Source organism: Bosea sp. RAC05, from assembly GCF_001713455.1.
Taxonomy (GTDB): Bacteria; Pseudomonadota; Alphaproteobacteria; order Rhizobiales; family Beijerinckiaceae; genus Allobosea.
Window position 1 is genome coordinate 2,049,496 of record NZ_CP016464.1, and the last position, 21,653, is coordinate 2,071,148.

The 21,653-nt window shown below is 67.3% G+C and carries 23 protein-coding genes; 3 read left to right on the forward strand and 20 right to left on the reverse strand.

Features of this window, described 5'->3' with window-relative positions:
- Positions 1–10: 10 nt before the first annotated feature.
- The 14 genes from BSY19_RS13160 to cyoA form a co-directional block, all read right to left on the reverse strand.
- Positions 11–964, reverse strand: coding sequence for an ABC transporter ATP-binding protein (locus BSY19_RS13160; RefSeq protein WP_069054567.1), 954 nt, complete (start codon positions 962–964; stop codon positions 11–13).
- Positions 961–1,596, reverse strand: coding sequence for an ABC transporter permease (locus BSY19_RS13165; RefSeq protein ID WP_069054568.1), 636 nt, complete (start codon positions 1,594–1,596; stop codon positions 961–963). The genes BSY19_RS13160 and BSY19_RS13165 overlap by 4 nt, the downstream gene beginning before the upstream one ends.
- Entirely contained in the window at positions 1,596–2,225 is a 630-nt protein-coding gene (locus BSY19_RS13170; protein WP_069054569.1) for an ABC transporter permease, read from the reverse strand. The genes BSY19_RS13165 and BSY19_RS13170 overlap by 1 nt, the downstream gene beginning before the upstream one ends.
- A complete protein-coding gene (locus BSY19_RS13175) occupies positions 2,222–3,787 on the reverse strand; it encodes an HAL/PAL/TAL family ammonia-lyase (protein ID WP_083247580.1) in 1,566 nt (521 codons plus the stop codon). The genes BSY19_RS13170 and BSY19_RS13175 overlap by 4 nt, the downstream gene beginning before the upstream one ends.
- Positions 3,784–4,668: a glycine betaine ABC transporter substrate-binding protein gene (locus BSY19_RS13180; RefSeq protein ID WP_069054571.1), complete on the reverse strand. Its 885-nt coding sequence runs from the start codon at positions 4,666–4,668 to the stop codon at positions 3,784–3,786. Before BSY19_RS13180 ends, BSY19_RS13175 begins: the two co-directional genes overlap by 4 nt.
- A gap of 130 nt (positions 4,669–4,798) precedes the next feature.
- Complete coding sequence (locus tag BSY19_RS13185; protein ID WP_083247581.1) at positions 4,799–5,461, reverse strand: DUF1684 domain-containing protein; 663 nt, start codon at positions 5,459–5,461, stop codon at positions 4,799–4,801.
- A 156-nt stretch (positions 5,462–5,617) separates the two neighbouring features.
- Positions 5,618–6,730 carry an endonuclease/exonuclease/phosphatase family protein gene (locus BSY19_RS13190; RefSeq protein ID WP_069057070.1) on the reverse strand — a complete coding sequence of 371 codons (1,113 nt, stop codon included), beginning with the start codon at positions 6,728–6,730 and terminating at the stop codon, positions 5,618–5,620.
- 139 nt (positions 6,731–6,869) lie between these two features.
- On the reverse strand, positions 6,870–7,403 hold the full coding sequence (locus BSY19_RS13195; protein ID WP_069054572.1) for a response regulator transcription factor: 534 nt from the start codon (positions 7,401–7,403) through the stop codon (positions 6,870–6,872).
- Positions 7,400–8,647, reverse strand: a complete 1,248-nt coding sequence (locus BSY19_RS13200) for an ATP-binding protein (protein WP_236840526.1) — start codon at positions 8,645–8,647, stop codon at positions 7,400–7,402. Before BSY19_RS13200 ends, BSY19_RS13195 begins: the two co-directional genes overlap by 4 nt.
- A 40-nt stretch (positions 8,648–8,687) precedes the next feature.
- Complete coding sequence (locus tag BSY19_RS13205; RefSeq protein WP_069054573.1) at positions 8,688–9,446, reverse strand: SURF1 family protein; 759 nt, start codon at positions 9,444–9,446, stop codon at positions 8,688–8,690.
- Complete coding sequence (cyoD, locus tag BSY19_RS13210) at positions 9,443–9,826, reverse strand: cytochrome o ubiquinol oxidase subunit IV (RefSeq protein WP_069054574.1); 384 nt, start codon at positions 9,824–9,826, stop codon at positions 9,443–9,445. Before cyoD ends, BSY19_RS13205 begins: the two co-directional genes overlap by 4 nt.
- On the reverse strand, positions 9,823–10,455 hold the full coding sequence (cyoC, locus tag BSY19_RS13215; RefSeq protein ID WP_069057071.1) for a cytochrome o ubiquinol oxidase subunit III: 633 nt from the start codon (positions 10,453–10,455) through the stop codon (positions 9,823–9,825). The genes cyoD and cyoC overlap by 4 nt, the downstream gene beginning before the upstream one ends.
- 4 nt (positions 10,456–10,459) lie before the next feature.
- Entirely contained in the window at positions 10,460–12,469 is a 2,010-nt protein-coding gene (cyoB, locus tag BSY19_RS13220; RefSeq protein WP_069054575.1) for a cytochrome o ubiquinol oxidase subunit I, read from the reverse strand.
- 13 nt (positions 12,470–12,482) lie between these two features.
- Positions 12,483–13,694, reverse strand: a complete 1,212-nt coding sequence (cyoA, locus tag BSY19_RS13225) for a ubiquinol oxidase subunit II (RefSeq protein WP_069054576.1) — start codon at positions 13,692–13,694, stop codon at positions 12,483–12,485.
- Between the two features lie 174 nt (positions 13,695–13,868).
- Here cyoA and BSY19_RS13230 point away from each other — a divergent pair, with 174 nt between their 5' ends.
- Positions 13,869–15,200: an MFS transporter gene (locus BSY19_RS13230; RefSeq protein WP_069054577.1), complete on the forward strand. Its 1,332-nt coding sequence runs from the start codon at positions 13,869–13,871 to the stop codon at positions 15,198–15,200.
- Between the two features lie 40 nt (positions 15,201–15,240).
- Here BSY19_RS13230 and BSY19_RS13235 read toward each other — a convergent pair whose 3' ends face one another.
- From BSY19_RS13235 to BSY19_RS13255, 5 genes are all read right to left on the reverse strand, one after another.
- Positions 15,241–15,870 carry a pyridoxamine 5'-phosphate oxidase family protein gene (locus BSY19_RS13235; protein WP_069054578.1) on the reverse strand — a complete coding sequence of 210 codons (630 nt, stop codon included), beginning with the start codon at positions 15,868–15,870 and terminating at the stop codon, positions 15,241–15,243.
- Between the two features lie 10 nt (positions 15,871–15,880).
- Entirely contained in the window at positions 15,881–16,348 is a 468-nt protein-coding gene (locus BSY19_RS13240) for a nuclear transport factor 2 family protein (RefSeq protein WP_069054579.1), read from the reverse strand.
- Positions 16,349–16,475: 127 nt separating this feature from the next.
- Complete coding sequence (locus BSY19_RS13245; RefSeq protein WP_069054580.1) at positions 16,476–17,438, reverse strand: MBL fold metallo-hydrolase; 963 nt, start codon at positions 17,436–17,438, stop codon at positions 16,476–16,478.
- Between the two features lie 109 nt (positions 17,439–17,547).
- The gene (locus BSY19_RS13250) at positions 17,548–18,027 is read right to left on the reverse strand and encodes a YHS domain-containing (seleno)protein (RefSeq protein ID WP_083247582.1); all 480 of its coding nucleotides are present in this window, start codon (positions 18,025–18,027) and stop codon (positions 17,548–17,550) included.
- Between the two features lie 44 nt (positions 18,028–18,071).
- Complete coding sequence (locus tag BSY19_RS13255) at positions 18,072–18,623, reverse strand: carboxymuconolactone decarboxylase family protein (RefSeq protein WP_069054581.1); 552 nt, start codon at positions 18,621–18,623, stop codon at positions 18,072–18,074.
- A gap of 117 nt (positions 18,624–18,740) precedes the next feature.
- Between BSY19_RS13255 and BSY19_RS13260 the strand changes: the two genes are divergently transcribed.
- Positions 18,741–19,646: a LysR family transcriptional regulator gene (locus BSY19_RS13260; RefSeq protein ID WP_069054582.1), complete on the forward strand. Its 906-nt coding sequence runs from the start codon at positions 18,741–18,743 to the stop codon at positions 19,644–19,646.
- Positions 19,647–19,693: 47 nt separating this feature from the next.
- Here the strand turns inward: BSY19_RS13260 and BSY19_RS13265 are convergent, their stop codons facing one another.
- A complete protein-coding gene (locus BSY19_RS13265) occupies positions 19,694–20,302 on the reverse strand; it encodes a TetR family transcriptional regulator C-terminal domain-containing protein (protein ID WP_069054583.1) in 609 nt (202 codons plus the stop codon).
- Between the two features lie 95 nt (positions 20,303–20,397).
- Here BSY19_RS13265 and BSY19_RS13270 point away from each other — a divergent pair, with 95 nt between their 5' ends.
- On the forward strand, positions 20,398–21,534 hold the full coding sequence (locus BSY19_RS13270; protein ID WP_083247583.1) for a DUF418 domain-containing protein: 1,137 nt from the start codon (positions 20,398–20,400) through the stop codon (positions 21,532–21,534).
- The last annotated feature ends 119 nt before the right edge of the window (positions 21,535–21,653 follow it).

Consider the following 21,653-nt stretch of genomic DNA (forward strand, 5'->3'; position numbering starts at 1 on the left):
GCAATGACGGTCAGGACAGTGTCGTCCCCGCACTCCGCGCCCGTATCCCTGCGAGCGTGATCTGCCCCAGCGCCGTCCCGTCCTCGGCCCTGATCGTTGCCGCCTCGCGGCCCTCGGCCAGAAGCGCCGACAGCACCTCCCGCACCGAGAGCGCGCCCGGCAGCGCAAAGCCGTCCGCCGCCTCGCCGGGCTCGACGGCTTCCGTCGCGCGCACCAGCGAGAGCCGGCGCAGGGCCCGGTCGGCGCCGACGAAATCCGCGACGAAGTCGTTGGCGGGCGCCGCCAGCAGCCGGTCGGGCGTGTCGTACTGCACGAGCCGCCCATCCTTCAGGATCGCGACGACGTCGCCCATGCGGATCGCCTCGTCGATATCGTGGGTGACGAGGATGACCGTCTTCTTCAGCCGCTTCAGGATCGCGAGGAACTCCTCCTGCAGCCGCCCGCGCACGATCGGGTCGACGGCGCCGAAAGGCTCGTCCATCAGCATCACCGGCGGGTCGGCCGCGAGCGCGCGGGCCACGCCGACGCGTTGGCGCTGCCCGCCCGAGAGATGGCGCGGATAGCGATCGAGGAACTGCGCCGGATCGAGCCCGACGAGCTCCAGCATCTCCGCCACGCGCGCCCTGATGCGTGCCGGCTCCCAGCTGAGCAGCTTGGGCACGGTCGCCACGTTCTGCGCGATCGTCATATGCGGAAACAGGCCGATCTGCTGGATGACATAGCCGATATGGCGGCGCAGTTCGACCGGATCGGCCTGTTTGACGTCCTGCTCGCCGACGAAGATGCGCCCCGAAGTCGGTTCGATCAGCCGGTTGACCATCCGCATGGTCGTGGTCTTGCCGCAGCCCGAGGGGCCGATCAGCACGCAGACCTGTCCGCTCTCGATCGTCAGGTCGAGCGCGTCCACGGCCGGTTTGGCGACGCCGGGAAACAGCTTGGTGACCTTCTCCAGCCGGATCGTCATGAGGCTCCCATCCGCAGCTGGCGTGTCATCAGGCGTTCGATCCCCGCAAAGCCGATCTCGACCGTGAGCGCGAGCAGGGCGACCGCGACGGCGCCGGCGATCAGCTGCGGGAAGTTGAAATTCGCCATGCCGGCGGTGATCAGTTCACCGAGCCCCCCGCCGCCGATGAAGGCGGCGAGCGTCGCCGCCGAGACGATCTGCACCGCCGCGGTGCGGATGCCGGCGAAGATCACCGGCAGCGCCAGCGGGATTTCGATGCGCGTCATCACCTGGGCATCGGAAAATCCCTGTCCGCGCGCGGCGTCGACGATGTCGGCATCGACCTCGGTCAGGCCGGTATAGGTGTTGAGCAGCAGCGCCGGCAGCCCATAGAGCGTCAGCGCCACCACCGAGGGCAGGAAGCCGGTGCCCAGCAGCGGCAGCATGATCACCAGCAGCGCCAGCGAGGGCACCGTCCGCAGGATGTTGACGATCGCCATGGCGGCGTTGGCGAAGCGGCGCTGGCGAGTCAGCAGGAGGCCGAGCGGCAGGGCGATCAGCAGCACGGCGGACAGCGCCACGCCTGTCAGCCAGAGATGATTCTGCAGCGCGACGATGAAGATTTTGGGGTTGGCGGCGATCCACTGGGTCATCAGGCGGCCTCCGCCTGGTTGGCGCGCAGCCGCAGCTCGACCCGGCGCAGGCTCTCGTCGCAGAGCACCGCCAGCGCCGAGGTCACGACGGCGCCGACCACGACCTTCTCGCCGAAATCCTGGGTGATGCCCTGGAAGATGATGTCGCCGAGGCCGCCGGCATTGATGAAGGCGGCTACCGTCGCGACCGAGACCTGCGTGACGACGGTGATGCGGATGCCGGCGATGATGACGGGGAGCGCCAGCGGCAGCTCGATGGCGAAGAGCCGGCGCCAGCGGCCATAGCCCATGCCGTCGGCGGCATCGAGGATGTCGGGCGAGATCTCCTGCAGGCCGGTCGCGACATTGCGGATGATGATCAGGAGCGCATAGGCGACGAGCGCCACGATCGCCGGCCAGAAGCCCAGGCCCAGATAGGGGATCAGCAGCGCGAAGATCGCCAGCGCCGGCACGGTGTAGAGCGCGCCCGAAACCAGCAGCACGATGAGCGCGAAGCCCGGCCGCCGCGCCGAGAGCACGCCGAGCGGCAGGCCGATGGCGAGCGCGATCGCCAGCCCGACGCCGACGAGCTGGATATGCTCCCACAGCGCGATCAGCAGCCGGTCCCAGTTCTCGATCATCCAGCTCATGGGTCGATCTCGGGCAGCCAGGCCAGGCCGGCCCGCAAGAGATCGCCGGCCTCGATTGCGAGCGCCAGCGCCTCGTAGTCACGCCCCATCGGCCGGTCGTCGTCGAGCCGGGCGACATGGTCGCGGACGAAAGCGTGCGCGACGGCGGTTCCGCGGCCGAGCGTGATGGTGCCGCGCAGATCGACGGCCTCCGCGGCCACCACGAGTTCGACCGCCGCGAGCCGGGTCAGGCGCCGGGCAATGGCAAGCGTCTTCTCGACGATCGCCGGCGTCATCGGCGCGTAATCCTCGACGCCGTCGGCGACGGGCAGGGTCATGGCGCCGAGTGACAGGGCGAGATGGCGGATCTCGGCCTCCAGCGCCGCGGCGGTCTTCTGCGTCGTCGCGAAGCCGGAATGCGAGCCGCCATGCCGCGTCAGGAAGCGCGGCAGATCGCTCATGCCGGCGTTCATCAGCTTGACGATCCGCGCGGTCGAGGTCGCCGCCAGATGGGAAAGCGCGAGACCGGCGGCCTCGAAGGTCAGGGCGAGTTCGGTCGTGTCGAAATTGACGCTGGAGAGCAGGAGATCGCGCTCGACCAGCACGGCCGGGCTATCGGGCGCGCTGGCGAGTTCATTCTCGACGGCATGGCTGGCTGCTGCGACGGCGTTGCGCGCATGGCCGGCGACGGGGGCGAGGCAGCGGAAGGACAAGGGGTCCTGCAGCCGCCGCGCCGTACCGGGTTCGAACAGGTCGCTGCCGGCCAGCAGGCCGCGCAGCCAAGCGGCCCCGGCGCGGTGGCCGAGAAGCGGCCGCATGTCCGCCAGCCCCTCGTCGAGCGGCGAGAGATTGGCGCGGAAGGCTTCGAGCGAGAGCGCACCAGCCATGAAGCCCGCGTCGAGCGCCTTGTTCATCGCATCGACCGCCAGAGCGCCCAGCCCGACGCTCTGGGCATTGGCGTTGAGCAAAGCGAGCCCGTCCTTGGGGCCGAGCACAGGCAGCGCAATCCCGGCCGCCGCCATCGCCTCGTCGCCGGGCAGGAGGACGCCCCGGAATTCGCACTCGCCCTCGCCGATCAGCGGCAGGAAGGCCTGCGCCAATGGGCTGAGATCGGCCTGCCCGAGCGAGCCGATCCGACGCACCACGGGGTGGACGCCCGCGTTCAGCATCGCGGCGATCGTCTTCGCCAGTGCTGGCGAGAGGCCAGACGCACCATGACAGATCGCGACGAGCCGCGCCGCCAGCAGGGCGCGCACCCCGACCGTCGAGAGGGGCTCACCGACGCCGACGGCGCGCGCCCGGATGGCGCGGGCCTGGAAGGCGGGAATGGCATCAGCGTCGAGGCGGGTATCGACCGCCGCTCCCAGCCCGGTCGTCAGCCCGTAGACGCTGTCGCCCCGTTCGAGCGCCCGCAGCACCACGGCACGCGCGGCGGACAGACGTGGGCCGACCGACTCATGCAGACGGACCGGCGCGTAGTCGAGAGCGATCGCCGCAACGGTCTCGTGGCCGATCGCCTCGCCGCCGATGACGACCTCGGGGTGGCGTTGCGAAAGCCCGCCTGCCTCCGCAGCCGCGCTCAGTTCACCAGCCCCTTGGCCTTGAGGAAGGCGGCTGCCACCGTGCGCGGCTCCTTCTTGTCGACCTCGACCTGGCGGTTGAGCTCCTGCATCGTCGGATTGTCGAGAGCGGCGCCGATCTTCTCGAGGATCGCGACGATCTTGGCGTTGGCCGCGATCTCGGGGCGCACGACGGGCGCGAGGAAATAGGGCGGGAACAGCGCCTTGTCGTCATCGAGCGCGACGAACTTGTCCGCCGCGATCTGCCAGTCGGTCGAGAAGCCGTTGGCGACCTCGATCTGCTTCTGGTTCAGCGCCTCGTAGCGCAGCCGCAGCGCCGCGAACTGCTTGAACTCGGCGAATTCCGCCCCGTAGACCTCCTTCAGCCCCTTGATGCCGTCGCGGCGGTCGACGAACTCCGTGCCCGCCCCGAGCCGGAGCTTGGACGAGGCCTTGCCGAGATCGCTCAGCGTCTTGAGGTTGAATTCCTTCGCCGTCTCGGGCCGGACCACGATCGCATAGCCGTTGTTGATGTTCGACGGCTTCAGCCAGGTCAGGTTGAACTCCTTCTCGTAGAAGGCCTTGACCATGTTGCGCACCTTCTCGGGGTCGGTCTCGGTCACCCCTTGCGCCTTCATCACGGCGTTGAGGCCGGTGCCGGTGTATTCGGGATAGAGGTCGATCGCGCCGCTCTTCAGCGCCTCATGCGCCACCAGCGTGCCGCCGAGATTGATCTTGCGCTCGACCTTGAACCCGGCGGCTTCCAGCGCGGCGCCGTAGAGTTCGGCGACGACGAACTGCTCGGTGAAGTTCTTCGAGCCGATCTTGATCGTCTGCGCGGAGGCTGCGGACAGACCGGCCGCCAGCAGCGCTGCGGCCCCCAAGAGCGTTCTGACAAGGCGCATGGCTGAATTCCTTCCGAGGGCTCGTGAGGTCAGGCTAACGGGGGTGGGGCCCGATGCAAGGATGGGGCAGGACAAAGACGCGTGATCCCGCCCGCGGGCGGGATCACGCGTCACCGGGGTTCGCAGCGCTTCAGCGGATGGCATCGCGCTCGCCGGCCCGGATCGCGCCCGGCAGGCGGTTCTCCGGCGGCGAGAGCGGGCAGACCCAGGCCTCGGAATAGGCGCAGGAGGGGTAATAGGCGAAGTTGAAGTCGAGGATCAGCCGGCCCGCGCCGTCGCTGCCGAGGTCGGCGCTCTTGATCGTGTCGAGCAGGTAGCGGCCGCCGGCAAAGCTCTCCCGGCCATTGGTCGCATCGCCAAAGGGCAGGAAGACGCCGCCGCCATAGCTTTCGATCCAGTACAGTGTGAGTTCCTTGCCCAGCGGTTGCGCGAGCCCGTCCGTCAGGGCGAAGGGGAGCAACGTCATCGTGCCGTCCTTGCCGGCCTCGACGCGGATCGTCTCGCGCTCACGGGCCGGCACGGTGGCGACGGTGAACCGGAGCGCGGGGTCATAGGCGAAGCAATCGATACCGCGGAACTGCGCGCGCCGCGTCGTGGAGAGTGGCGATTGCGGATGTTCGCGGAACAGCCGGTCGCGGACGCTGCGCCAATGCTCCCAGCCCTCCTCGCCGGGCATCGCCCGGATCGCGGCATAGAGGTCGGCCACCTGGCGGCGCCAGTCGTGCAGGCTGGAGAAGCGTTCCAGCAGGCCGGAGGCCGCCGTGTCGCCGGCCCTGTCGATGATGTCGCCCATGATGTTCCACCCCAAACACTGCCTACGCCGCGGCGGCGATCGCGGATCAACGCGCGGGAGCCGATCGGGTTTCAGATGGGCAGAATGACGACAGCGGCTGTCAGCTCCCGTCAGGGGCCGACGCCGCGGGGGGAGCGCGAGCGGCGGCTGCCGTCGTCAGAGCGCGAGATCGACCCAGAGCGCGGCATGGTCGGAGGCCGCATCCTGGGGGCGCTTGAGCTCCGCATAGGCCTCCCATTTCCGGGGCTTCACGCCGGGCCACATCCCCTTCCTGAAGATGCCGCCACCCGTCACCCGGGCAAACAGCGCCGGCGACAGGAGGATGTAGTCGATCTTGTTGCCGGCGGAACTCGCGCCATAGGTTCCGGGAAAGCCGCCATCGTCGAAGGTGGGGTGGGCGGAGATATCCTTGAGCGAGGTGCCTTCGACCAGCGGCTGCAGCGGCGCGCTGCCGGGCGTGTCGTTGAGATCGCCCATAACCGCCACATGCTCGACCCCGCTCGCGATCAGGCCCTCATAGATCGCGGCGACGCGCTCGGCCTGGGCCCGGCGCCGCGCATTGGAGCTGGCCTGGCTGCCGAAGCCCTTGCTCTTGAAGTGGTTGACCATCACCACGAGCCGCGCCCCGCCCGGCGTCGTCAGCTCGAACTCCGGGCAATCGCGCGAGAACACCGGCACGCCCGCGGGCGTCAGGTCATCGACATGGCTGCGCATCGCGCCGATCGGATAGCCGTTGCGGCTCATCAGCCCGACATCGATCCCGCGCTCGTCATTGCCGTCGATCAGCATGACATGACGGAACGGCTGGCCGCCGACCGCCGTCACGATCTCGCGGTTGAAGGCGGACAGCGCCGGCCGGCTTTCGGCCTCGACCACACCGAGCACATCCGCCTGGAGGTCCGCCATGACGCGGGCGGTGTTACGCATCGCGTGCTCGTCGATCGGTTCGTCGCGCAGTTCGAGCGAGCCGACCCAGTCGGCCCGTCCGTCCGCCACGATCTCGACGCCGCCGGTCTTGGGGCGCTTCAGCAACCCGCCGCGGTTGCGCCGCAGCAGCACGAAGGGCCCGGTGTCGGAGTTCTCCAGGCCGAGTTCGACGATGAGCGCGACCATCCGCGCCTTGTCGGCCGCGCTGTAGCCGGGCTGGCCGAGCAGCGCGTTCAGCGCCGCGAAACGCTCCAGAACCGGGCGGCCTTCGGCCCAGCTCTCCAGATTCATCGCCTTGGCGCGATCGAACAGGTTTTCGACATTGTAGACGGCAAGCCGCATCGCATCCTCCCCCAGGGTCGAGACGTCGTCGTGGGCAGTGTCCGTGAGCCACGTGACAATCCGGGGAAGGCGGCAGCCGGACAAGGCCGGGATGGGCTGATTCAGCCGCTTCGCCGTCATATATTTGCGGTCGAGGGTCTCAGGTCAGGCGGCGCTTCTCGAGCTTCCGGGCCAGCGTGCGCCGGTGCATGCCCAGCCGCCGGGCCGTCTCGGAGATGTTGAAGTCGCTCTCCACCAGCGTCTCGTGAATGCGCTCCCATTCGAGGTTCTTGAGCGAGGTCTGGCGCTGGGTCAGCGGCACTTCCGCGTCACCGTCGGTCTTGTCGAAGGCGGCCTCGATATCGTCGGTGTTGGCCGGCTTGGCGAGGTAGTGGCAGGCGCCGAGCTTGATCGCCTCCACCGCCGTGGCGATGCTGGCGAAGCCCGTCAGCACCACGATCTTCGTCTCGGGGTTGCGCTCGTGCAGCAGCCGCACGCATTCCAGCCCCGAGCCGCCGACGACCTTGAGATCGACCACGGCATAGCCGGGCCTTGTCGTCTCGAGCAGCGCCCGCAGGCTCTCGAGGCCGTCGCAATGCTCAACCACATAGCCGCGGCGCTCGAAGGAGCGGCGCAGTACCGGCGCGAAGGCCGGGTCGTCCTCCACGATCAGGAGCGTCTTGTCGTCGCTCATCGGGCATCCTCCTCGGAGACCTGTACGGGCGAGAGGGCGGCGAGGGGCAAGGTCACGGTGACGCAGGCGCCCCCCTGTTCGCGATTGCGGGCGTTCAGCGTGCCGCCGAACTTGCGCATGACGTTGCTGACGAGGAACAGGCCGAGCCCGCCGCCGGGACGCCCCTTGGTCGAGCGATAGGGCTTGCCGAGCCCGGCCAGGATCTCGTCGGGGAAGCCGGGCCCCTCATCGGCGACGATGATGGCGAGGTCCTCGCCCCGCCGTTCGACGCGCACCGCCATCGCATGGGGCGAGGCCTCCTGCGCATTGTCGAGCAGGTTGCCGAGCACCTGCCTGAGGGCGGGGTCGGAAACGATGGGCTCGTCCGGGGTGAAGGCGTTGGCATAGTCGAGCCGCATCGGCGACCGGTGCGAGCGCCATTGCTCGATCAGCTCGTCGACGAAGCCGCGCACGGTGGTCCAGCCCGGATTTTCGGCCCGGGTCTCGCCCGACGACATCAGGATGCCGGAGACGATGGTCTTGCAGCGGTCGAGCTGGGCCTGCATCTCGCCGATCTCGGCGATCAGCTCCGGTTTGGCCTTGAACACCGGCATCCGGCGCCAGTCGTTGACGATGACGGACAGGGTCGAGAGCGGCGTGCCGAGTTCATGGGCCGCGCCCGAGGCGAGCAGGCCCATCCGGACGATATGGTCCTCCTCGACCGCGCGCTGGCGCAGATCGGCGAGCTTTTCGTCGCGGATGCGGAGATTCCGGCTGATCCGCTGCAGGAACAGCACGAGCAGCGCCGCGGCGATCAGGAAGCAGACGAAGACGCCCTGGAGATAGAGCCGCGGCACGCCGTCATCGAGCGCGACCGGCAGCGCGAGCGGCCGATGCGCGCCCATCAGCGCGACGAAACCGAGGCTCGCCAGTCCGACCAGGACCCAGGTCGACCAGCGCTCGAGCAGCACTGCCGCCAGCCCGATCTGGAGCAGATAGAGCGAAATGAAGGGATTGCTGGCGCCGCCGGCAAGATAGAGCTGCGTCGTCAGCGCGCCGAGATCAAACAGCAGCGCGCCGAACAATTCGGCATTGCGGACATCGGCCTCGACGCGGCGGTGGCGCAGGAGGCTCGCCAGGTTGAGCAGGATCAGCAGTAGCAGAACGAGCATCATCTCGCCCAGCGGCAGGGCGATCCCGAGCACCTGGTCGACGAAGAGGATGGTGACGACCTGGCCGCCCACGGCGAGCCAGCGCAGTTGCACCAGCAGCAGCAGGTTTGTCTGGTTGGTGGTGTCCTGGAACCTAATGGGCCTGCTCCCGCGCCCGCCGCAGCCTGAATTCGTGGCGTAGCACGAAGCCCAGCGCGCCCGCGAGCATGGCCGCGAGCGCAAACCAGGTCACCGCATAGACGAGATGGTTGTCCGAGAAGCGGACCACCGTCAGCCCGCCCACGGGAAAGCCGCCGGGGTTGGGCGTGGCGTCGGCATCGACGAAATAGGGCGCGACCGGCGTCAGGCCGCGCGCGGCGGCGATGGCCGCGACGTCGCGGGAGTGCCAGCGGTCCTCGGCCGGTGCGTTCGTCCGCAGGAACCCGCCGCCGGGCTCGCTGAGCCGCAGCAGCCCGGTGACGGTGACAGGGCCCTCCGCCAGCGCCTGCGCACGGCTGGCGCGCTCGCGCCGCTCCGGCGGCACGAAGCCGCGATTGATCAGGACCGTGAAGCCGGAAGCGGTGACCAGCGGCGTCAGCACCCAGGAGCCGGCGCCGCGCTCCGTCACCGCCTGCACGAGCGCTTCGCGATCGTTGAGGAAGCGGCCGGTCAGCGCGACGCGGGTGTATTCCGCCTGCTCGATGTCGGGCCAGGCGGCAGGCCCCGGCGCGGCGACGGGGGCGGCATGGATGCGCGCCTCGACCCGCTCGATCAGCGCCTTCTTCCAGAACAGCCGCTCGACCTGCCAGACCCCCAGCCGCGTGAAGCCGGCGATCCCCGCGAGCGCGACCAGCGCGACGACGACCAGGACCGCGCGCGACCGCGGCGCGCGGGCCGCGGCGGCGGAGGTCACGGCATCTGCCTCATGTCGTGCACCGGCATCATGTTGGTGTTGAGGTGGTACATCACCCACAGCGACCCGGCGAGCGTGATCACCACGACGATCACGGTGAAGACCAGCGCCAGCAGCGTCCAGCCGCCTTCGACACGGCCGTTCATGTGCAGGAAGTAGATCATGTGCACGATGATCTGGACGACGGCGAAGCCCATCACCACGAAGCCGGTGAGCTGGTTGTTGCCGAGCGCGCCGGACATCACCAGCCAGAACGGGATGGCGGTGAGGATCACCGACAGCACGAAGCCGGTCATGTAGCCGCGGAAGGAGCCGTGGGCCTCGTCCTCGGGATGGGGCTCGTAGCCCGGCTGGTGCTGGGCGTTCGTCTCGGAGCTCATCGCAGCATCCCCATCAGGTAGACGAAGGTGAAGACGCCGATCCAGATGACGTCCAGGAAGTGCCAGAACATGCTCAGGCACAACATGCGCCGGCGGTTGGCGGCGATCAGGCCGTGCCGCGCGACCTGCACCATCAGCACCGTCAGCCAGACCAGGCCGAAGGCGACGTGCAGCCCGTGCGTGCCCACCAGCACGAAGAAGGAGGAGAGGAAGGCACTGCGCTGCGGCGTCGCGCCGAGCGAAATCAGGTGGTGGAACTCGTAGAGCTCTATGGCGAGGAAGGCGAGGCCGAACAGCCCCGTCACCGCCAGCCAGCCTTGCGTCGCCGCGACCTTGCCCTTCGCCATCTCCAGCATGGCTAAGCCGAAGGTGATCGAGGAGAAGAGCAGCATCGCGGTGTTGATCGCGACGAGGTTGAGGTCGAACAGGTCCTTCGGCGCGGGACCCGCCGCATAGTTCGCCCCGAGCACGCCGTAGATCGCGAACAGGATCGCGAAGATCAGGCAGTCGCTCATCAGGTAGAGCCAGAAGCCCAGCGGCGTGCTGTGCCCCTCGGGATGCGGGTGCTCGTCCTTGAGATAGAAGACGGGCGCGTCGCCGCCCTGCGGAACGGTCATCGTCGATGCCATGATGTCAGGCCCCCGATCCCGCGAGCAGGCGGGTGCGCGCATTCTCCGCGGCGACGACCTCCTCTGCGGGAATGTGGAAATCGCGGTGGTAGTTGAAGCTGTGGGCGATCGCGACCACCAGGATCGCCGCGAAGGACACCGCCGCCAGCCACCAGATGTGCCAGATCAGCGCGAAGCCGAGCGCCACCGAAATCCCCGCCAGCACGAGGCCGGTCGGCGTGTTCTTCGGCATGTGGATCGGCTTGAAGCCTTCGACCGGCCGGACATAGCCGCGGCGCTTCATGTCGGTCCAGGCGTCGTTGTCGTGCACCACCGGGGTGAAGGCGAAGTTGTAGGCCGGCGGCGGCGAGGACGTCGCCCATTCCAGTGTGCGCCCGTCCCAGGGGTCGCCGGTCAGGTCGCGCAGCTCGTCGCGCTTCCAGATGCTGTAGGCGATCTGGGCGATGAAGCTGACGATGCCGAGCAGGATCAGGAAGGCGCCGAAGCCGGCGATGATGAACCAGATCTGCAGCGAGGGATCGTCGAAGACGCGCATCCGCCGCGTCACGCCCATCAGGCCGAGCACATAGAGCGGCATGAAGGCGAACAGGAAGCCGAGCGTCCAGAACCAGAAGGAAAACTTGCCGAGCAGCGGGTGCAGGCGGAAGCCGAACGCCTTCGGCCACCAGTAGATCATGCCGGCGAAGAGCCCGTAGAGCACGCCGCCGATGATGACGTTGTGGAAATGCGCCACCAGGAACAGGCTGTTGTGCAGCACGAAGTCGGCCGGGGGCACGGCGAGCAGCACGCCGGTCATGCCGCCGATGACGAAGGTCAGCATGAAGGCGATGGTCCACATCATCGGCAGCTCGAAGCGGATGCGGCCGCGATACATCGTGAACAGCCAGTTGAAGATCTTCGCCCCGGTCGGGATCGAGATGATCATCGTCGTGATTCCGAAGAAGGAATTCACGCTCGCGCCCGAGCCCATCGTGAAGAAGTGGTGCAGCCAGACGAGGTAGGACAGGATGGTGATGACCACCGTCGCGTAGACCATCGAGGTGTAGCCGAAGAGGCGCTTGCCCGAGAAGGTCGAGACGACTTCGGAGAAGATGCCGAAGGCCGGCAGGATCAGGATGTAGACCTCCGGGTGACCCCAGATCCAGATCAGGTTCACGTACATCATCGGGTTGCCGCCGAAGTCGTTCGTGAAGAAGTTGGTGCCGACATAGCGGTCGAGCGTCAGCAGGGCGAGCACCGCGGTGAGCACCGGGAAGGTCGCCACGATCAGCACGTTGGTGCACAGCGAGGTCCAGGTGAAGACCGGCATCTTCATCAGCGACATGCCGGGGCAGCGCATCTTCACGATCGTGCAGATCAGATTGATGCCGGATAACGTCGTGCCCACGCCGGCGATCTGCAGCGCCCAGATGTAATAGTCGACGCCGACCTCCGGGCTGTAGGAAATCCCCGAAAGCGGCGGGTAGGCGAGCCAGCCCGTGCGCGCGAACTCGCCGACGAAGAGCGAGATCATCACCAGCACCGCGCCGGCCGTCGTCATCCAGAAGCTGAAATTGTTCAGGAACGGGAAGGAGACGTCGCGCGCGCCGATCTGCAGCGGCACGACATAGTTCATCAGCCCCGTCACCAGCGGCATGGCGACGAAGAAGATCATGATCACGCCATGGACGGTAAAGAGCTGGTCGTAGTGATGGGCGTTGAGATAGCCCTCGGACCCGTTGAAGGCGATCGCCTGCTGGATGCGCATCATCACCGCGTCGGCGAAGCCGCGCAGCAGCATCACCAGACCCAGGATCATGTACATGATCCCGATCTTCTTGTGGTCGACGCTGGTCAGCCAGTCGCGCCATAGCCAGCCCCAGAGCCGGTAATAGGTCAGCGCGCCGACCACCGCCGCGCCGCCCAGCGCCACGACGGCGAAGGTGGCGACCAGGATCGGCTCGTGGATCGGGAAGGCGGCGAGCGTAAGCTTGCCGAAGATCGGAGAGGTGGCGGCAACGGAAGCGTCGGTCACGGGGATTCTCGCTTCAGGACTGTGACGAACGGGCGAGGCCGAGCAGCTCGGTGAAGGTCTGCGGCCGGCGCGGCGTCAGGGGGGCGAACGTCAACGGGGCAAGCGTTGTCAGGGGAGGCGTCAGGCCCAGGCCCCGGATCGGGGTCAGGTCGCGCGGGGCGGTGTCGGGCGGCGCCATGGCCATCATCGCCTTCGCCTCCTCGATCGTGCAGATCGAGGCGATGAAGCGCGGCTCCTCGCCGAAGGGCGCCTGGTTGCCGCCGCGGCGCGAATACTTGTCATAGGCCAGCGGCAGCGTCGTATGCAGGCCGGCGAGGCCGAGGCCCCCCTTGGCGTCGAGCGCCATCATCTCGCTCATGCACATCTTGCCGGGCTGGACGCAGAGATTGCGGATGGCGTCGAACAGGCGCGGCTCGGTCGCGCCGAAGCGCTGCACCGCGACGTTCTCGCTCGGCCGCTCGAGCCGGAGATAGGCGGCGCGGTCGAGCCGGGCGTCGCTCTCCTTTGTCTTGGCGACCCAGCCCTCGAAATCGCCCTCGCTCATGCCGAGGAAGGAAAAGCGCATGCCGGAGAAGCCGGCGCCGCTGTAATTGGCCGAGAAGCCCTGGTAGCGGCCGGGCCGGTTGATCACGGCATGGAGCCGCGTCTGCATCGCCGGCATTGCGTAGATCTGGCCAGCCAGCGCCGGGATGTAGAAGGAGTTCATCACCGAGGAGGAGGTGAGCTTGAAATGGATCGGCCGGTCGACGGGAGCGGCGAGCTCGTTGACGGTGGCGATGCCCTGCTCGGGGTAGATGAACAGCCATTTCCAGTCGAGCGCGACGACCTCGACCTCGAGCGGCCGGGTGGTCGCGGGTACCGGCTTGCCGGAGGCGATCCGGTCGAGCTTGCGGTAGGGGTCGAGCAGATGCGTGCCCATCCAGGTCAGCGCGCCCAGCGCGATGATGATCAGGAGCGGCGCCGCCCAGATGACCAGCTCGAGGCCGGTCGAATGGTTCCAGTCCGGCTTGTAGGTCGCCTCCTTGTTGGAGGCGCGGTAACGCCAGGCGAAGAACACCGTCAGCGCCATCACCGGCACGATGATCAGCAGCATCAGCACCGTCGAGATCACGATCAGGTCGCGCTGCTGCGCGGCGATGTCGCCCGAGGGCGCCATGACCACGAGGTTGCAGCCGCCGAGCGCGGCGAGCAGGGGAAGCAAAGCGAGGACACGCAGGGGGCTCAAGGCAGACACCTTTCGCTGATCGGCTTGCCCGGAGAGCTAGCTGCGGTGCAGCAAAGGTAACATTGGACAATTTGCCCAATGCCGCCCGGAGGCCCGATGGGGCACTAGGACCGGTGCCGCGGCATGGTGCGACGCACCATGCTTTTGTGAGACCGATGCGCGACGGGACAGATCATGGCTCAGATGCCGACCACGGCGGAACGCGACGCCAGCCATCTCAGCGAGAGCCATGGCGAGGTGAACCCGGGCGAGATGGCGATCGGCGTCATCATCGGCCGCACCTCGGAGTTCTTCGACTTCTTCGTCTATGCGATCGCCTCGGTCATCGTTTTCCCGAAGCTGGTCTTTTCCTTCGCCGATCCGCTGACGGGAACGCTGTATTCGTTCGCGATCTTCGCGCTGGCCTTCATCGCGCGCCCCTTCGGCACGGTCATCTTCACCGCGATCGACCGCAAGGCCGGCAAGAGCGCCAAGCTGACGCTCGCCCTGTTCCTGCTGGGCACCTCGACCTGCGCCATCGGCTTCCTGCCGAGCTATGAGAGCATCGGCACGGCCTCGATCTGGCTGCTCGCGCTCGCCCGCATCGGCCAGGGCATCGCGCTCGGCGGCACCTGGGACGGGCTCGCCTCGCTGCTCGCGCTCAACGCGCCCCAGCGCCATCGCGGCTGGTATGCGATGATCCCGCAGCTCGGCGCGCCCTTCGGCCTGATCGTCGCCAGCGGACTCTTCGCCTTCTTCGTCGGCAATCTCTCGGCCGAGGACTTCTACGACTGGGGCTGGCGCTATCCCTTCTTCGTCGCCTTCGCGATCAATGTCGTGGCGCTCTTCGCCCGCCTGCGCATGGTGGTGACGCCGGACTACCAGAACCTGTTCGAGACGCGCGAACTCCAGCCGACGAAGATCGTCGACACGCTGCGGGCCGAGGGGCGCCATGTCGTGATCGGCGCCTTCGCCCCGCTGGCGAGCTTCGCCATGTTCCACATGGTCACGGTCTTCCCGCTCTCCTGGGTCTTCCTGTTCACCAACGAAGGGCCAGCGCGCTTCCTGGTGATCGAGGCGGTGGGTGCGGTCTTCGGCGCGCTCGCCATCGTCGCCTCGGGCCTGATCGCCGACCGGATCGGCCGGCGCGCGCTGCTCGGCGGCTGCGCCATCGCGATCGCGGTGTTCAGCGGCTTCGCACCGCAGCTGCTCGACGGCGGCCTCATTGGCGAACTCGTCTTCATGATCGGCGGCTTCATCCTGCTCGGCCTGTCCTTCGGCCAGTCCTCCGGCTCGGTCGCCTCGGCCTTCTCGCCGACCTATCGCTACACCGGCTCGGCGCTGACCTCGGACCTCGCCTGGCTCTTCGGCGCCGGCTTCGCGCCGCTGGCGGCGCTGCTGCTCTCGACCCAGTTCGGCCTGATCTCGGCCGGCGCCTATCTCCTGTCAGGCGCCGTGGTCACGCTGCTGGCGCTGCGCCTCAACCGCCAGTGGGAAATGCGCCGGGCCGATGAGGGGCGCGGGTGAGGCGGGGTGCGACGGCCGCGCTGCGGCGCGCCGGAGGGCGCTAGCGGAGTGTGGCGAGATCGGCCTTCAGTCGCGCGACGTCCAACTCCAGCAGACGGATGCGGTCGTCTCGGTCGGCAAGGGCCGCTTCCACATCGGCGGCCTCAAATCGCTGCGGGATATGCTGCGGGCAGTTGGCGTCCCAGGCCGTGATGGTGAAAAGCATGATCTGCTCGGGGCGCGCGCTGTAGCCATCCGGCATCAGCTGCGCGGTCAGATCGGCGTCACCCTCGACGACGCGAGCCTCGCCCCAGATCTTGATCCGCCGTTGTTGGGCGTAGTCGATCAGGAACAGGTAAGCCTTCGGATTGTCCGCGAGGTTTCCTTGGGAAATGTACTGGCGATTGCCGGAAAAATCCGCGAAGCCGAGGGTCTTGCTGTCGATGACCCTCAGGAATCCTCTGGGGCCGCCGCGGTGCTGGATATAGGGTTGGCCATCCGCATTGGCGGTGCCGAGGAAGAAGCTCGTCTGGGCTTCCACGAACGACTGCAGCGCCGGTGTGACCTGCGTCTGCCACGAGCCGCCGGCTTCCATCCGCGCATAGCCCGTGCGTGACCCCTTGCGTTGCTGGATGGCTTTGACGGTCGGCGTGAAGGCGATGTCGCTGGAGACAGCGTCACTCATTTTCATGGTCACCTCCCTAGAGTCCGAGATCGCTCAGGGACGGGTGTTCGTCGGGTCTGCGACCCAGCGGCCAGTGGAACTTCCGATCCTCCGTCCGGATCGGCATGTCGTTGATGCTGGCATGGCGACGCCGCATCAGGCCGTCCGGGCTGAACTCCCAGTTTTCATTGCCATAGCTGCGGAACCAGTGGCCGCTGTCGTCGTGCCACTCGTAAGCGAAACGGACGGCGATCCGGTTGCCGTCGAAGGCCCACAGTTCCTTGATGAGCCGATAGTCGAGCTCGCGTGACCATTTGCGCTCCAGCATGGCCACGATCGCGTCCCGGCCGACTGGAAACTCGACGCGGTTGCGCCAGAGGCTGTCGGTCGTATAGGCGAGCGCAACCCGTTCAGGCTCGCGGGAGTTCCAGGCATCCTCGGCCAGCCGGACCTTCTGGGCGGCCGAATCTGCCGTGAACGGGGGCAAGGGAGGGCGGCTTGTCATTGGCACCATCACGAAAGGGAAAAGGGGACATTCAGCGGTAGCGGTGGCTATGCGTCGGCCGTGACATCGATGACCGGCTTGCCGAAATGCAGGGCCGCGTTGAGCGCGTCATAGGCCGCTGGCACAATCAGAGCGCGTATTCCCAGTCGGCTGGCAGCCAGCGCAGTCCGCTGCCATCCTTCACGATCCGGCCGAGGCCCGGGAACGGCATGTGCGTCGCGGCCAGGAGGGACTTCTCGGCTGCGGCCTTCGGGAAAAAGCGGGCGCGGGCCGCGTCCGCCGCCGCCTTGTCCTGCTCGAAGAGAATCCCGAGGCCCGGGATGGCCGGGTGCGCGGCGGGATGGAACAGCATGTCCGCCACGAGCAGCAGGCTGTCCTTGCCGTCCTCGATCCGCACGCCGACCTGGCCCGGCGTATGGCCGCCCAGATCGAACACCGACAGGCCGCGCGCAATCTCGCGGTCGCCATCGATGCGCTGCAGGCGCGGATAGAGCGCAACCACCTCCCGGGACGTCGCGAAACTGCTCTTCAGCAGATCCGGGGCCGCATTGGCCTTCGCGGCGTCGGTGAAGTGATTGATGTCGCGCCGGTCCACATAGATCTCGGCATTCGGGAAATTGGCGCGTCCGCCCGCGACAAGGCCCGCGATGTGGTCGACATGCATGTGCGTGACGATGACCGCGTCGATCTGTTCGGGCTTGACGCCGATCGCCGCCAGAGCGGAGGGAAGCCGCCCGGATGTCTTGCTCACGGTCCCGGCCGGGCCGGCGTCGACCAGAACGAGCTGGTCGCCATCGCGAATGAGCCAGACGGTGAAGCCGGAGCGGACCCCCGTCGGGCGGGCGGCGAAGAACGAGCTGACGGCCTGCTCGACCGCTGCGGGAGGCGCTCCGGTGAACAGGGAAAACGGAAAGTCGATGAAGCCGTCCGACAGGAACGTCACCTCGAACCGGCCGACCTGGATCCGCGCCAGGGGAGCGATCGAGGGCAGGGCGCTCGTGCTGCGGGCGGGTGCGAGGGTCGGCAGCGCCGGAACGGCCGCTGCAGCGAGCAGGGTGCGGGCAAAGGCCCGGCGGGAAAGATCGATCATGGTCGGCGTCCTTGTCTGGCGCTGGGGCCGGGCCTTGCGCGGCTGAAAGAAGGGGACACGCGGCAGCCCGCGCAGGGCGAGATCGCCGCGTGTCGGTTTCTCGGGCTGCTTACTGGTTGAGCTTCGGCCAGTTCTGCACGGCCTTCGCGACGAGGGCGGTCTGGTCCGCCTTGAACAGCTTCAGGATGTCGCCGTTGAACACGACGAACAGCTTGCCGTCGGTAATCGTCCAGCCATCGGCGGGATCGATGTCGAAGAGCTTGCCGTTCGCCACCCCCCAGGCGCAGAAGCCGCCGTACTGGGGCAGGTACTTCGCGGGTTCTTTCTCGAAGGCCGCCTTGTGGGCGGCATTGGCAAAGCGCCAGGTCAGCCCCGCATTCGTCGCGGTGATGGTGTCGAGGCCCCTCTCGGCCTTGCCGCCGGTGAAGTAGGCGACCGGATCGTAGCCCTTGAGGCCGATGCCGGCATACATCGAGTTCGGCGCGCCGCCGGTGCGCGATTGCGCGAGGGCGGGGGATGCCAGGCTCGCCCAGGCGAGCCCGAGGGCGGCGGTGGCCAGCGCGGTCCGGCGCGACGGGATCATGGTCATGGTGGTTCTCCTGTTGTCTGGGGCGTCTTCGGGCAGGCTGCGCTTCAGGCGGCCTTGCGGGCGGTGACGACAGGGAAATCGATGGTCGTCTCGGCGACGCTGTTGACATAGTTCGTCCAGGTGTTCAGGGCGACGTGCAGCACGATCTCGACGATCTGCGCGTCGTCATACCCTGCAGCCTTGATCGCGCGGACGTCGTCGTCGCTCACATGGCCCCGTCGACGGACGACCTCGGCGGCGAAGCGCAGGGCGGCATCGGCCTTGGGATCGTTCGATGCGCCGCTGCGATTGGCGGTCATCTCGGCATCGTCCAGCTTGGCCATGTTCTTGCCGATATAGGTGTGGGCCGAGAGGCAGTAGTCGCAGCCGTTGATCTCGGCGACGGCGAGAGCGATCCGCTCGCGCGTCGGGGCAGGCAGGGTGCCCTTGCCCAGGGCACCCGACAGGCCGAGATAGCCTTCCAGGGCGGCGGGGCTGTTCGAGACGAGGCGAAACAGGTTCGGCACGACGCCGATCTGCTTCTTGACAGCTTCGAGAAGCGGCTGGGCGGCAGCCGGCGAGGCTTCGATGGATGCGGGGATGGCAAGGCGGGGCATGGTCGGTTCCCTTCACGGCGCGGCCGGAACGGCCTGCTGTCCATGGAGGTAGCCCCTTCCAAATTCGCCCGGCAGTCGGCAATGTCGAGAAGGATTCTCCCAGAATTTGGAAGAGACATGGATCGTCTGGAATCGATGTCGATCCTTCTCGAGGTCGTCAAAGCGGGCAGCTTCTCTGCGGCAGGGCGAAAACTCGGCGTGCCCCTTGCCACGGTCAGTCGCAAGATCTCGGATCTCGAAACCTTCCTGGGGACCCGCATCTTCAATCGGTCGACCCGGCAGTTCGCGCTGACCGAGGCGGGCTTGACCTATGTGGAGGCCTGCGAGCGGATTCTGGAGGAGTTGCGAGAGGCGGAGAAAGCCGTCGCGGGCGAATACAGAGCGCCGCGCGGGAATCTCACGATTGCCTCGCCGGTGGTTTTCGGACGGATGCACCTCGTCCCGGTGGTGGCCGAATTCCTCAAGGCCTACCCCGAGATCGATGCCCGCATCGTGCTGGCGGATCGCGTGCCTGAGCGGATGATCGACCTCGTCAAGGAGCACATCGATCTGGCCGTCCGGATTGGACGCCTGCCGGACAGTTCCATGCACGCGTCGAAGATCGGTTCGGCGCAGTTCGCCGTCTGTGGCAGCCCTCGCTATTTTGCCGAGCGAGGCACGCCATCAGTTCCCGAAGATCTGGCCGCCCATCTCTGCGTCACCTTCGAGGGGCTGAATTCACCCACCGAATGGAGCTTTGTCCGGGACGAGGTCGCTCTCGTGGCGCCGATTCATTCCCGACTGATCGTCAACACGGCGCAAGCGGCGATCGAGGCGGTAACCGAGGGTTTCGGCGTAACGCGCGTGCTGTCATATCAGATAAGAGACTTGGTCGAATCCGGGAAACTGGTTCAGATTCTGCATCAATTCATGCCGACACAGTATGACGTCAACATTGTATACGCAAATCAGCCGTATCTGCCGCAGAAGATCCGCGCCTTTCTGGATTTCGCGGCCCCGCGGTTGAAGTCGCGACTAGGCTAGGCCAGATTCGGAACAGGCGTCGGCTGGCGCAGGGCGCTGACGTCCGATCATCGCCGATTTGTCTGCGACAGGGCGGGCGAACCGGCCAGCGCCTGGTATTCCCGTTCCATCGCGATGGTGAGATGCCGGGTGGCTTCTGCCCGGGTAAGGCGCGGGTCGCCAGCCAGGGTCAGGCCGGCTAGCCCTTGCAGCAGGGCGATGATGCGCCAGCTCGCACCCTGAGGGTCGCCGCAGGACCACGCGCTTTCGACGCAGCCACGCTCGAACAGGCCGGCCAGGGCCTGCCACCACTGATCCGTGCATGCGGCCACCACCCGGGACATGGACGGGTCTGCGGCCGCCAGTTCGGTCGCCTCGATCCAGAGGCGCCAGACCGGGTCCGCGGATTCGGCGAAGGCAGTGGCGATGACGTCGCGCAGCACCTGCGAAGCCTCGACGTCGCAGCGCTGGCGGATCGCGCTGTCGAGATCCGCCTGGGCAATCCGGGCAAACGCCAGCGACCGCAGATCGGTCCAGCTGAAATAGTGGCTGAGAAGCCCGACGCCGACACCGAGTTCCTCGGTGACGTCGCGCGTTGTCGCGGCCATCAGGCCTTTGGCCAGAAGCACTTTTTGCGACGCGGCAATGATCGCTTCGCGGCGCTGTGAGGCGGGCATTCGGGTCACAGGGGGCTCCGGCTGGCGGCTCTTGACAGAAAATTGAGCAATCGCTCAATTGAGCGCTTGTTCAATTCTGCGATGGGACGTGGCCAATGGCAAGGGCAGGCGAAGTCGACGCCATCCGTGGATTGGCGCTGCTGGGGATCTGCGTGGTCAATGTGCCCTTCCTGGCCCAACCGCTCGAACACATGCTGGAGCGACCGGCGGGTGTCGACCTTGTCGCCCAGATCGCCGTCGAGTGGCTGTTTCAGGGCAAGTTCTTCGTCCTGTTCTCGTTCCTGTTCGGGTGGGGCTTCGCCATCCAGATGGCCGCCGCGGCGCAGGCGGGCGTCTCCGGCGCGAGACGGTTCACCCTCCGGCTGCTGGGCCTTCTGTTGATCGGCGTGGCCCATGCGACGCTGGTCTTCTTCGGAGACATCCTTGTCCTCTACGCCCTGCTCGGCCTGCCGCTGCTGGCGCTCCGCGGCGCGTCGCCGCGCACGCTGGTCTATGTCGCCGCGGGGGCGATGGTGGTGGGATTTGGCGCACTCTGCGCGCTGGCCATCCTTCTGGCGGAGCCCTCGAACCTGGGCCTTCCGGCCGCCGTCGGACCTGGCTATCTCGGCGGCTTTGCCGAGGCCGTCGGGCAGCGGCTCGCGGACTGGCGCGTTGCCTTCGGCTTCCTGTGGCTGTTCAACGGGCCTGTCGCCTTCGCGGCCTTCTGTCTGGGTCTCGCCGCAGAGAAGATCGATGTCTTTCGACCGGGAAGCCCCACCTACAGCGTTCTTCGCCGCAATCTTCCGCTGTTGCTGACCGTCGGGCTGCTGCTCAATCTGGGCTATGCCCTCAGCCTTCAGGGGACCCTCGGTCAAGACCTCCTCGCGGTCGTGGCTTTTGCCTCGCTCGCCCTGGGCGGGCCGATCCTGGCTTCAGCCTATCTCGTCCTCGCCGTCGAGGCGGCGCGTCGTGGTTGGCTTCAGGGGGCAACCGCTGCGGCCGGGCGGATGTCGCTGACGGGCTATGTGCTCGAAGGCATGCTGGCGGGGCTGGTCTTCAACGGCTACGGCCTCGGTCTTCATGGGACCGTCGGCGCGGCCGGCTGCCTGCTCATCGCGGTCGGCATCGTCGCGGCGACGCATCTCTTCGCGATGCTGTGGCTGAGGTTTGCCGCCAGCGGCCCGCTCGAGATCGTCCTGCGCGGCATCACGCGCTTCGGCGAGGCGAGGTCGACGAACTGGAAAAACGGATAGCGGGCAGGGGGACGCCTGCATCGGCCAAGGCGTCCCGTCGAGCGCGTAAAGGCCGACCGGCCCCGTGACTGGTATGGCGCCGATCTGGGATAGCGAACGGGAAACGATCATGCTTGGCG